Genomic DNA, 12,245 nt, shown 5'->3' on the forward strand with positions numbered 1-12,245 from the left:
CCAAGCAAAAACAAGAAACCCCCAGGCGGACTTAAAACCTGGGGGTTTCTTGCTGACGTTTCAAGAGGAGAATGACCGTTCGTATGTGGATCCTTTCTGTCGACCACTGAGCACTAATCTAAAGTGCCTTCCTGGAAAAACCCTGTGTACGGTCTGCAAGGTCGCTACGCGTTAGATAGGCTTTTCCCGCAAACGATAAAACCCCTGTTCAAGAACCGAAAACGGGCTCGCTGCAACCAGGAATTCTCACTCTGAGGACATGATTGTCCGGGCGAGGGGATAGGGTATTGCAAGACCTACACACGTTCGAGTACGAAATTGGGGAGTGATCCCGCCATGGAAGGCGAAAAATCTACAGCCGCGGCAAACGCGGAAAAAGTAAAGGTCGACCCGCTAATTTTCTGGGTTGCCTTCGGCTTCATCGTTGCCTTTGTCGGCTACGCGATCATCTTCAAGGACAGGGCCGCAGAAAGCCTGCAGACCGGCGCAAACTGGCTGCTGGAGAACTTCAACTGGCTGTACATCGGCAGCATCTCCTTGGCCTTCCTGTTCCTCATCGTTCTCTTTGTCTCCCGCTTCGGCCGCATGCGCCTGGGCGTAGAAGGTGAGGAGCCTGCATTCCGAACTATGTCTTGGTTCGCGATGCTCTTCGCCGGCGGCCTCGGCTCCGTGCTGATGTTCTACGGTGTGGCCGAGCCGATGAACCACGTCGTCAACGTGCCCATGCAGGACGCAGAACCGATGAGCACCGAAGCGATCGGCGAGGCCATGGGCTTTACCCTGTATCACTTCGGCCTGCACATGTGGGTTATCTTCGCCCTGCCGGGCCTTGCTCTGGGCTACTTCATCTACAAGCGTCACCTCCCGCCGCGCGTATCTAGTATCTTCGCGCCCATTCTTGGCGCCAGTATCTACGGGTGGCCCGGAAAGCTTATTGACGCCCTGTCCATCATCGGCACCGTTTTCGGCATCGCGGTTTCGGTCGGCCTCGGTACGCTACAGATCAACTCTGGCCTGGCCAAGGTGTTCGGCGCGGAGACCGTCGCATGGGTGCAGATCAGCATCCTTGTCGTCATCGTGGCGGCGTCGTCCATCTCGGTATCCACGGGACTGTCGAAGGGCATCAAGTGGCTGTCCAACATCAACATCCTCGCCGCAACTTTGCTGATGGTGTTTGTGCTGCTGACCGGCCCCACGCTTCTGCTGCTGCGCGGCACGATGGATGCCACCAGCCTGTACGCGGAGTACCTGCCGAAGATCATGTTCTGGTCCGACTCGCAGCAGGTAAACCCCGGCTGGCAGGGTAAGTGGACGGTCTTCTACTGGGCGTGGACGATCTGTTGGTCGCCTTTCGTGGGCATGTTCGTCGCCCGCATCTCCCGTGGTCGTACCGTCCGTGAGTTCATCGGTGGCGTGCTGCTGCTGCCGACTGCGTTCACCATCGTTTGGTTCTCCGTCTTTGGCTACGCCGGCCTGGACATCGAGAAGAAGGAGCCGGGCGTGCTGACCCAGCCGATCGTGGAGGAGGGCGATCCCGCCACCGCGCTGTTCACCTTCTTGGAGCACTTCCCGTGGACCCTTGCCATCAGCATCCTGGCGCTGTTCGTTATCGCCATCTTCTTCGTCACCTCCATCGACTCTGCGGCGTTGATCAACGACATGTTCGCCGCCGGTGAAGAGGGCAAGACCCCGCTGATCTACCGCCTGCTGTGGTGCATCATGATCGGTGCCGTCGCAGGATCCATCCTGATCATGGCTCCGGATTCCGGAATCGACGCGCTGCAGCAAACCGTGATCATTATTGGCTTCCCATTCGTGCTGTTCAACTTCGTGATGATGTTCTCCCTCGTGAAGGGAATGAACGACGACTCTGCGGCGCGCCCCGAGCCGCCGAGCCGCCAGTGGGGCAAGACCGACTCTGCGGAGAAGCTGGCCGAGCACGAAGCTCGCCCGGCCCCTGGCTATGACAACGAGGGCAACGAGCACGCCCGCTTCGAATACGACGCGGAAGGAAACCTCGTCATCCCTGGCAACGTGCGCATCGAGGGCGACCTGGGAATCGTCGGCGACGTGGACAATGAGGCGGAAGTCGCCCCCGCGCGCCCGATGTACGACCAGGAGGGCGAACTGATTACGGAAGAGTCGACTGAGCCCGAAAGCTCGGCGGACGATGAGGGCGTCAATAAGGAATAGATCAGGAAATGCGTTAAGCACAATCGCACCTACAACATCGGTAGGCTGGATCTAGTACGAATAGACCTATAAAAAAGGAGTGACCATGGTTCAGCGTGTAGGTGTTATCGGTGCAGGTCTAATGGGATCCGGCATCGCAGAGGTCGCCGCCAAGGCCGGCAGCGACGTGCTGGTTTGGGAGGCCAAGCAGGAGTTCGCCGATGCGGGTAAGGCTCGCATCGAGAAGTCCCTGGAGAAGGCCGTCAGCCGCGGCAAGCTGTCCGAGGAGGACCGCGACGCAGCTCTGGGTCGACTGACCTTCACCACCAAGCTCGAGGACTTCGCGGACCGCGAGCTGGTCATGGAGGCCATCATCGAGAACGAGGACATCAAGAAGGACGTCTTCGCCAAGCTGGACGAGATCGTCGAGGACAAGAAGGCGCCGCTGTGCTCCAACACGTCCTCCCTGCCGATCCAGACCATCGCCAGCGCCACCAAGAACCCGGGCCGTGTGCTGGGTCTACACTTCTTCAACCCCGTTCCGGTTCTGCCGCTGGTGGAGGTCATCCCGGCGCTGACCACCGACGAGGACGTCGTTGAGGTGGCTCAGACCTACGCCACCGAGAAGCTGGGCAAGCAGGCCATCCGCGCGAAGGACCGCTCCGGCTTCATCGTGAACTTCCTGCTGGTGCCGTACATGCTCTCCGCAGTGCGCATGGTGGAAAACGGCGTGGCAACCCCGGAGGACATCGATACTGGCATGAAGCTGGGCGCTAACCACCCGATGGGTCCGCTGACCCTGGCAGACATGGTTGGCCTGGATACCTGCGCCTTCATCGCTGACGTCATGTACAAGGAGTTCGGCGACCCGAGCTACGCCTGCCCGCCGCTGCTGCGCCGCATGGTTACCGCAGGCCACACCGGGCGCAAGTCCGGCAAGGGCTTTTACGAGTACAATTAAACCCACGACACTCGCTAGGTAAATTAAGGGTTCGCAACCGTGGATCTGCCTGGCGGGTTGACCCCAACGAAAGGAAGGCCAACATATGTCCATCGACGATCTGAAGAACAAGGCAGAGGGCGCCGCAGGTCAGGCCAAGGAAGCCGCCGGCGAGGCCACCAATAACCAGGACCTGGCTAACGAAGGTCGCGCAGACCAGACCAAGTCCGACATCAAGGACAAGGCCAACGAGCTGAAGGACAAGGCTTCCGACGCTGTAAACAAGGTTCTGGGCGACGCTCAGAAGTAAAACTTAAAACGACAAATTCCCGGCTGAAAAATCAGCCGGGAATTTTGCTATTGCCCGGGGGAGCTCCCGGCGCGCTGGCGCGTGCCGGAGCCTTACAGCGCCTGGTCAACGACCGCTGCCGCGCGGTCGACGATCTCCAGTGCCCAGTTCAGCTGCTCCTCGGTGGTGATCAGCGGCGGGGCGAAGTGCAGGCGGTGGCCCGAAACCATCGGCCAAATGCCAGCCTTCTTCAGCTCGGCGCCGAACGCACCCATGGCCTCGCCACCCATCGGAGTCTTGGCCTCCTGGTCGCTGACGAACTCGATGGCCCAGAAGAAGCCCTTGCCGCGGACGTTACCCACGCTTGGGTGGTTCTCCGCGATCTTCTCCATCGCCGGGGCGATCACGCGCTCGCCCAGCTCGGCAACCTTCTCGAAGGTGTTCTCCTCGCGGTAGACCTTCTGCGCAGCCAGGCCGGGGGCACATGCCAGCGGGTGGCCGGAGTAGGTCAGGCCGCCCGGGTAGGGCTTGTCGGCGAAGCGCTGGTAGACGGCCTCGTTCATCATCACGCCACCCAGCGGCGCCATGCCGGAGTTCACGCCCTTGGCGAAGGTAACCAGGTCCGGCTGCAGATCCTTGCCGCCGTGCTCGTAGGCGAACATCTTGCCGGTACGGCCGAAGCCGACCATGACCTCATCGGCGATGTACAGCGCGCCGTGGCGGTCGCAGATCTCGCGCACGCCCTGCAGGAAGCCCTCCGGCGGGACGATGATGCCGCTGGAACCCACGACGGATTCGATCAGCACGGCAGCCACGTTGTCCTCGTACACCAGGGTTTCCTCCAGCGACTGCAGAGCGCGGGCGCACTCTTCCTCCTGCGTGGAGGAGTAGAAGGCGCTGCGGTATAGGAACGGGCCCCAGAAGTGCTTCACGTCGCCGTCGGTGGTGGGGTTGCCGTGGCGGCGAGCCTCACCGGTGGCCATGATCGCAGAGCCGGTAGCGCCGTGGTAGCTACGGTAGGCCGTCAGGATCTTGGACTTGCCGGTGGTCAGGCGCGCCATACGGATGGCGTGCTCGATAGCGTCCGCGCCGCCGTTGGTGAAGAAGATGTGGGAGAAGTCGCCCTGCGCCTGCTCCACGATCTCCTTGGCCAGCTCGCTGCGCACGTCGTTGGAAAACGCGGGGTTCTGGTTGGTGATGCGCGTTGCCTGCTGCTGGATTGCCTCTACCAGCTTCGGGTGGGCGTGGCCCAGGTTGGCGCTGACCAGCTGGCTGCCCAGGTCCAGGTAGCCGTTGCCCTGGTAGTCGTAGATCCACACGCCCTCCGCGTGGCTGAGCGGCTGTGGGTTGATCTTCTCTTGCGCCGACCAGCTGTGGAATACATAGTTGCTGTCGTTGTCGCGTACCTGCTGCTCTGCGGTCTTTGCTTCCTCGGTACCGACGCCAACTTTCGCGCCGTCGAAGGTAGTGAACTCGGTGATGTTAGGGGGTAATTCAGTCATTCCCCCAGGCTACTCCTGTGTATTGGCATCGGCAGCGGAGGAGTTGCCTAAGACTGTTCCCGGGTGGCCTGCTCCGTAAAGCTCTCGCCGTAATCTTCGCGGTAATCCTCGCCGTAGTCTTCGTCGTCTTCGGCGCCTGGTTCGGCGAAGCCGAAGCGCTTCAGGCGCGCCCGGTCGGCGGCGGAGGAAGAGCTGGTCAGTTGCAGCAGCTCGTTGTAGATGCCGCCGCTGGTCGCCAGCTCCGCCGGGGAACCGACTTCGCAGACGTGCCCCTTGTCCAGGGTGACGATCTTGTCCACGTCGGCGATGGTGGACAGGCGGTGGGCGATGACGATGGTGGTTCGGCCCACCATCAGCTCGTTTAGGCCGGCCTGCACCACGCGCTCGGCCTTGGTATCCAGCGCAGATGTGGCCTCGTCCAGGATCAGCACGGGCGCGTCCTTCAGCATCGCGCGGGCCACGGCGATGCGCTGCTTCTGCCCGCCGGAAAGGCGCAGGCCGCGCTCGCCGATCAGCGTGTCGTAGCCGTCCTTGAAGTGCATGATGAAGTCGTGGGCGAAGGCGCGCTTGGCCACCGCCACGATCTCCTTGTCGGTCGCGTCGGGCTTGGCGTAGGCGATGTTCTCCCGCACTGTGCCGGAGAACAGGGCGGGTTCCTGGAACACCACGCCGACGGAGCTGCGCAGCTCCGCAGCCGTCATGTCCGCCACGTCTTTGCCGCAGACCTTAAGCTGCCCCTCGGTGGGCCGGTACAGGCCCAGCAGCAGGTTCACCAGGGTGGACTTGCCGCCGCCGGATTCGCCGACCAGCGCCACCTGGTCGCCCTTGGCCGCCTGGAAGGTGACTTCGTGGATGACGGGCTCGCCCTTGAGGTACTCGAAGCTCACGTGGTCGAAGTCGATCACCGGCCCGGTTTCCGGGGCGGATAGCTGCGGGCGCACGGCCTGGTCCACATCCTCCTGGGAGACCAGCATCGGCCCGCCCGGGCGGGCGGCCTCCAGCAGGGGAGCGGTGGCCGAAGGCTCCTCCAGCTCCTCCATGGTCTCGAAGTACTCGCGGGAGCCCGCGGCGGCGCGCTGGGCGGTATCCACCATCCAGCTCATCATGCCGGCCGGCTGGCGGGCCATCACCACGTACTGCAGCAGTAGAACCATGTCGCCGAGCGTGAAGTCGCCGTGCAGGGTGCGCCAGAACAGCATCAGGTAGATGGCGAAGAAGATGATGTTCATCCCGCCCATGCGCAGGACGTCCATGAAGTGCCACCAGCGGGATTGCTCGCGCGTCAGTTGGATCGTGTCTGCAAAGTGCTTCTGGAACAGCCGCAGCTCGCGCAGCTCCGAGACGAAGGACTTCACGACCTTCACCTGGCCGATGACCTCCGCAAAGCGCCCCTGGGCGACGTCGATGTGCTCGTTCTTTTCCTTCTCCCACACCATCCACTTCTTGGAGGTCAGCATGGTCAGGTACAGGTACATCGGGAAGATGATGGCCAGCAGTAGCGCCAGCGGCCAGTAGTAGATCGCCGTGATGACCAGGATCATCACCACGGTGATCAGCATGGAGAAGAAGTTGTTGGCGAAGGACTTGATGAAGTCCGTCAGCCCCAGGATGGAGCGGTCCAACCGGGAAATGATGGTGCCGGTGACCTGCTTGTCGTAATAGCCCTGTGGGAGGGCCAGCAGTTTGGCGTAATAGCGGTTGGAAAGGATCTGGCGCATCCGCATCGCCATCACGTCGCCGAACCAACCGCCGATGTTGCGGATGATGGTGTTCGCCAGCTCCACCGCCAGCAGCCCGACCGCGAGCCAGATGACGGTCTTCGTAGCGTTTTCAATGGCGGTGTCGGAAGCACCACCACCGCCGACGGTGTCCACGATCGTGTCGGTGGCCAACTTCACCAGGAAGGGAGTAGCCAGTGCCAGCCCCGCGGTGACGAGGCTGGTGATCATCACAATGATGTAGAACGGCCACAGTTCCTTGGTGGAACGCAGGATACGGCTAAAGGCATTAATCACACCTAGCCAAGTTAATTGTTCACGTGCGCCTTAGCGAATTCCGCGATGCGGTCCAGGGCCTCGTTGAGGATCTCCCGGGACGTTCCGAAGTTGATGCGCACATGCCCCGCACCCTGGGCGCCGAACATGGTGCCCTCGTTGAAGGCCACACGGGCGCCTTCCAGCAGCTTCTGGCCCGGCTTCTCCTCCAACCCCGGAACCTCGCTGAGGTCTACCCACAGCAGGAAGCTGGCCTCGGGGCGGATGAACTTCGCGCCGGGCAACACCTCCGGCAGGCGGCGTTCGAGCAGATCCAGGTTGCCCTGTAGGTACTCCAGCTCGCTGTCCAGCCAGGCCTCGCCGTCTGTGTAGGCGGCCTCGGCGGCGACCTGCCCCAGCGTGGAGGAAGATCCGGTGCGCAGCGGGCTGACCTTCGCCATGGCCGCGCGGTCGTCCGGGTTGGTGAAGATCATCTGCGCGCAGTGCAGGCCTGCGGTGTTCCAGCCCTTCGAGGTGGCCAGCACTGTCACGGTCACCCGCGCAGCGGTCTCGCTGAGCGTGGCCAGGGGAGTGTGCTTGTGCGGCGCGTAGACCACCGGCGCGTGGATCTCGTCGGAGATCAGGCGCACGTTGTACTTGTCAGCCAGTTCCACCAGCTTGGCCAGCTCTTCGGGGCGCCATGCGCGACCCAGCGGGTTGTACGGGTTGCAGACGATCATCGCGCCCACGCCCGCCGGGTTGTCGGTGCTGGCGAAGGCGGCCTCCAGGGCCGCGTAGTCGAAGGCCCACTCTTCGGCGCCATCCTTTTCCACCTTGGTCATCTCCACCTCGACCTTCGGGCGCTTGACTGCGCTCGGAACGTCGAAGAACGGGTGGTAGCTCGGCACGGGGACGATCACGTCGGAGCCCTGGGGCGTCAATTCGTCGATGGCCGAGGCCACGCCCTTAACTACGTCCGGCACGAGCCGCACCCACGTCGGGTCGATCTGCCAGCCGAAACGGCGATCCAGGAAGCCGGCCAGCGCCTTCTCCACCGAGCCGTTGCGGCGCTCGTAGCCGAAGTATTCGCGGTCCACGCCCGCCTGGATGGCCTGCTTGACGGCGGGGCAGGTGTCGAAGTCGGTTTCGGCGACCCACAGGGGTAGGACGTCCTCGTCGTAGACGGTCCACTTCATCGTCCCGCGGGCGCGCAACGTGGCGAGGCCGGGGACGGATACGGCGGAATCCTGCGGACGGGTGTTCTGGGTGTGCTGGGGGTTCTGGGGGCTGTTGTTTTGGGTGGTTGCGTTCATAGCCTCCCACCCTAGCACTCTAGACCGAGCTGTCTAGTAGCCGTCTAGAAACGGCCTATTGCGGGCGCTGGACTAGCCCGAGTTGAGCCCTAGCGGGTCGGGTACAGTTCCGGATAATCTTCCCGAATCTGCTGGTAGGCATCTTCCGCCACCTCGCGGGTCACCTCACCCCGCGCGGATGCGTCCGTGTCGAAACGCCGCACCATACGCCGCGAACCATAGCGCGGCCACTCCGGATCCTCCCCGCGGGCGAAGCGCGCGACGATCCCGTGAAACTCCGTCGCCAGCGGCTGCAAGCGCTCAGCCGCGGACTCGCCGCAGAAATACTTCACTGTTTTGGGCGCGACCGTGAGGGCGTCAAAAACCAAAGGCAGATCCGCGCAGTGCCAGGCCGATTGGCTCCCGTGAAACTCATAGGCCCAGCTCGTATCGCGTTTCTCCTCCATGATCGCCACGGCCCAGCGTTTGATGGCCGAATCACCGATGGCCATTCCTATCGGGTTTTCTGACGCCCACCGCACCCGCGCCCCCAGCTTCCGTTCCGCGTACCGCCCCAGCGCCTTGGCCGGTTGCCGAACCAGCGGGTTCTTGGAACTCAAGCGCTTGTCGATGGCGCGGGCGAAGGGCATCTGTGTGAACTCCTCGCGCAGGGTACCGATCAGCAGTGGCACGTCGCGCAACTCGCTGGGCCGGAAAGGATACGGCCCCACGGCGCAGTCCGTGCTGTAGAAGCGGGCGTAGCGCCGATAGGCGCGCTGCAGCTGTTCGGGGGAGAGGCTGTCCAGGTGCTTGCTGGTCAGCGGGCCGCCGAGGACCGCGCGGGCAACATGCTCGCGGCTCGGCCAGCCCTCGCGCGGGAACCCGGGGCTCAAGATCACGGCGCGGTGCACCAAGCCTTCGGTGCGCGGATTGCACAGCGTCCAGGCCGTCAGCGCGCCGCCGGCGGACTGACCCATCAGCGTGACTTGCTCCGGATCTCCGCCAAAAGCCGCGATGTTGTCCCGCACCCAGCGCAGGGCGGCCACAATATCCTCGGCGCCGCGGAAGTACTCCGGCTCGGTGTTCGGATCGGCCGAAGCGTCCACGTCGGCGGGGTGATCCTCGTCCAGCAGAGGCAGGAAGCCCTCCAGGCGGTAGCGGTAGTTCAGTGAAACGTAAACGAAACCCTCCTCGGCGAAGCGGACGCCCTGGTACCAGAGTTCGTCGGCGAAGCCTTCCTCATAGCGACCACCGTGGATGAACACGATTACGGGTGCCCCAGGCTTGGTGCTGGTTGTGGGGGTGGAGCCAGATCCAGACTTGGCCATGGGGTGGAAGTCAGACTCGATGATGGAAGGGGGTGCGTCGACCGGGCAGGTGATGGATAGGGATTGGCGGTGGGTGGTGGTAGAGGGGTCGCCGAAGAAAAATTTAAAAGGGACGGCAGGGGAAGGAGGGGCGAAGCGTTCGCCCGAGGCATAGGGGATGGACTCGAAGCGGAGGACGGAACCGCGGAGGAAGCCACGACTGCGACCCTGATTGATGGCCACATCAACGTAGTCCTTGGCCTCAGGGATAGAGTAGGGGATCATGGATTACCTCCAAAACGCTTCCGAACTGCCTTATGAACTGCCCGACTTCGCGGCTGTCGACCTTGCCGAGCTGGTGCCCGCCTTCCGCACCGCTCTGGTGGATCACGCCGCGCAGATCGCGGCGATCGCGAACAACCCTGAGTCTCCCACCTGGGAAAATACCGCCGAGGCGTGGGAAGAATCGGGGCAGATGCTGCAGCGCGTGCTGGCCATTGTTTTTAATTATACGGGCGCAAATGCCACCGATCAGGTGCGCGAGATCGAGGCGACCATCAGCCCGGAGCTGGCGCGGCACTTCAGCGAAATCCGGCTGAACCGGAGGCTGTGGGAGCGCATCTGCGCCCTGCCCGAGCAGCCGGAAGGCAGCGAGGAGGAGGCCCTGCTGCGGGAGCTGAAGAAGAGCTTCATTCGCGGCGGCGCGGAGCTGGACGATGCACAGCGGGCAAGCCTGCGCGACATCGACGCCCAGCTGGCCGAGCTGACCACCGCCTTCGGGGCGCAGCTGCAGACCGCCACCGAGGACGCGGCGGTGCTGCTGACCGACGAGGCCGAGGTCGCGGGGCTGAGCGCGGCGGACAAGGAGTACTTCGCCAAGGCCGCCATCGAACGTGGGGAGGAAGGCTGGCTGATTCGCCTGGGCCTGCCGAGCATCCAGCCGGTGCTGGAGTCTCTGGAGAACCCGGCTGCGCGCGCGAAGGTGCACGAGGCGTCGCTGAACCGCGCGACCGGCAGCAACGAGGCCACACTGCTGCAGATCGTGCGCCTGCGCGCCCAGCGCGCCGAGCTGCTGGGCTTTGCCAATCACGCCGAGTTCGTCGCCGCCGCCGAGACCGCCGGTAGCCTCGCGGCGGTCGAGGATCTGCTGAATCAGGTGACGCCCGCCGCCGTGGCGAACGCGCACGGAGAGTACAAGCGGGCGCTGGACAAAATGGCCGTGAGCGGCACATCGAGCGCAGCGGACGCAGCGGACACAGCGGGTACAGCGGGTACAGCGGGGCTGAGCGGTGCCGACTGGCCCTACTGGGATGCCCAGCTGCGTGCAGAAGAGCTGGACGTCGACGAAGCCGAGCTGAAGAAGTACTTCCCGCTGGAACAGGTGATGGTCGACGGTGCCTTCTTTGCCGCCAAGCGCCTCTACGGCATCGACGTGCGGGAACGCACCGACCTAGCCGGCTACGCGCCGGGCGTGCGGGTATGGGAAGTCACTGAGGGGGAAGAGTCGCCCGTCGGCATCGGCCTGCTGCTGACCGACATGTACGCCCGCCCCACCAAGCGCGGCGGCGCGTGGATGAACTCCTTCGTCGAGCAATCCAACCTGCTGGGCAAGGCGCCTGTGGTAGTCAACGTCATGAACATCGCCGAACCCGCCGAAGGCGAGCAGGCGCTGCTGACCCTCGACGAGGTGCAGACCGTCTTCCACGAGTTCGGCCACGCCCTGCACGGCCTGCTCTCCGACGTGCGCTATCCCACGCTGTCTGGCACCAACGTGCCCCGCGACTTCGTGGAATTCCCCAGCCAGATCAACGAAAACTGGGCCCTGGAGCCCGCCGTGCTGCGCAACTACGCCCGCCACGTGGAAACCGGGGAAGTCATCAGCGGCGAGTTCGTCGACGCGATCCGCGCCCAGGCGAAGTGGGGCCAGGGGCTGGCCACCACCGAGTTCCTGGCCGCCTGTTGGCTGGACCTGGCCTGGCACAAGCTCTCCGCCGCGGAGGCGGAGAAGCTCGCCGCCACCGACGATGCCGCCGCCCAGGTGGAATCCTTCGAGGCCGAAGCCCTGGAGCGCGCCGGGTTGGACGTCAACGGTGCCCTCGCCCCGCGCTACCGCTCGGCTTACTTCAACCACATCTTCGCCGGTGGTTACTCCGCCGACTACTGGAGCTACCTGTGGGCGGAGGTGCTGGACGCCGACGGTTTCCAAGCCTTCGTCGATACCGGCGCTGCAGTGGGGGAGTCTGGGGAGTCTAATGACGACGCCGCCGACCTCGACGACGATGATGTCCGCTTCGCGGGCGAGCGTTTCCGCCGCATCATCCTCTCCCGCGGCGCTAGCATCGACTTCGAAGACGCATTCTGGATGTTCCGCGGCCAGCAGCGCAACGTGCAGCCACTACTTGACCGCCGCGGGCTGAGCCAGGGGTAGGCGTCAAGAAAAATACAGAAGACCAACAGAGAAACAGGGAATCAGAAAGGGTGAGCGCCACCAATGATGGAATGGCTGATCAACGCGCCGGTGTGGATCCAAACCCCGCTGGTGTTCCTCGCCCTATTCGTGGTTTGCACCGTGTTGGCCTTAGTATGGCAGGTGATTGCGCTGCGGATTTTCCCCGCCAGCGCGGAGGAACAGCGCGTGCACGGGGCGCTTTCGCTGCACGAGATGTTCGCGAGCCGCAGCTCGGTGCCGTTAGACGGCGACGCTAAGCGCAGCGCCGGAGACGACCAGAAGCGCTAAGACGGACCAGAAGTGGTCAGAAACAGAAACAGA

At 63.6% G+C, this 12,245-nt stretch carries 9 protein-coding genes; 5 read left to right on the forward strand and 4 right to left on the reverse strand.

Translation table 11 applies throughout. The annotated features are described in order from the left end of the window. The first annotated feature begins 336 nt into the window (after window positions 1-336). The 3 genes from QKE30_RS09615 (at window position 337) to QKE30_RS09625 (ending at window position 3,422) form a co-directional block, all read left to right on the forward strand. The gene (locus QKE30_RS09615; RefSeq protein WP_347934676.1) at window positions 337-2,193 is read left to right on the forward strand and encodes a BCCT family transporter; all 1,857 of its coding nucleotides are present in this window, start codon (window positions 337-339) and stop codon (window positions 2,191-2,193) included. Window positions 2,194-2,278: 85 nt separating this feature from the next. Then, complete coding sequence (locus QKE30_RS09620) at window positions 2,279-3,133, forward strand: 3-hydroxybutyryl-CoA dehydrogenase (protein WP_011273238.1); 855 nt, start codon at window positions 2,279-2,281, stop codon at window positions 3,131-3,133. 91 nt (window positions 3,134-3,224) lie between these two features. Then, window positions 3,225-3,422, forward strand: a complete 198-nt coding sequence (locus tag QKE30_RS09625) for a CsbD family protein (protein WP_192816666.1) — start codon at window positions 3,225-3,227, stop codon at window positions 3,420-3,422. A 92-nt stretch (window positions 3,423-3,514) separates the two neighbouring features. Here the strand turns inward: QKE30_RS09625 and QKE30_RS09630 are convergent, their stop codons facing one another. The 4 genes from QKE30_RS09630 to QKE30_RS09645 form a co-directional block, all read right to left on the reverse strand. After that, window positions 3,515-4,903, reverse strand: coding sequence for an aspartate aminotransferase family protein (locus QKE30_RS09630; protein WP_297666325.1), 1,389 nt, complete (start codon window positions 4,901-4,903; stop codon window positions 3,515-3,517). A 47-nt stretch (window positions 4,904-4,950) separates the two neighbouring features. Then, the gene (locus tag QKE30_RS09635) at window positions 4,951-6,918 is read right to left on the reverse strand and encodes an ABC transporter ATP-binding protein (protein ID WP_347934677.1); all 1,968 of its coding nucleotides are present in this window, start codon (window positions 6,916-6,918) and stop codon (window positions 4,951-4,953) included. A gap of 11 nt (window positions 6,919-6,929) precedes the next feature. Beyond that, on the reverse strand, window positions 6,930-8,189 hold the full coding sequence (locus tag QKE30_RS09640) for a MalY/PatB family protein (RefSeq protein WP_347934678.1): 1,260 nt from the start codon (window positions 8,187-8,189) through the stop codon (window positions 6,930-6,932). Window positions 8,190-8,278: 89 nt separating this feature from the next. Next, window positions 8,279-9,760 carry a carboxylesterase family protein gene (locus QKE30_RS09645; RefSeq protein WP_347934679.1) on the reverse strand — a complete coding sequence of 494 codons (1,482 nt, stop codon included), beginning with the start codon at window positions 9,758-9,760 and terminating at the stop codon, window positions 8,279-8,281. Here QKE30_RS09645 and QKE30_RS09650 point away from each other — a divergent pair. Next, complete coding sequence (locus QKE30_RS09650; protein ID WP_347934680.1) at window positions 9,759-11,903, forward strand: M3 family metallopeptidase; 2,145 nt, start codon at window positions 9,759-9,761, stop codon at window positions 11,901-11,903. The genes QKE30_RS09645 and QKE30_RS09650 overlap by 2 nt on opposite strands. A gap of 63 nt (window positions 11,904-11,966) precedes the next feature. Further along, the gene (locus QKE30_RS09655; RefSeq protein ID WP_049050220.1) at window positions 11,967-12,212 is read left to right on the forward strand and encodes a hypothetical protein; all 246 of its coding nucleotides are present in this window, start codon (window positions 11,967-11,969) and stop codon (window positions 12,210-12,212) included. The last annotated feature ends 33 nt before the right edge of the window (window positions 12,213-12,245 follow it).

Origin of the sequence: Corynebacterium sp. c24Ua_83, from assembly GCF_039907245.1 — a bacterium.
Taxonomy (GTDB): Bacteria; Actinomycetota; Actinomycetes; order Mycobacteriales; family Mycobacteriaceae; genus Corynebacterium.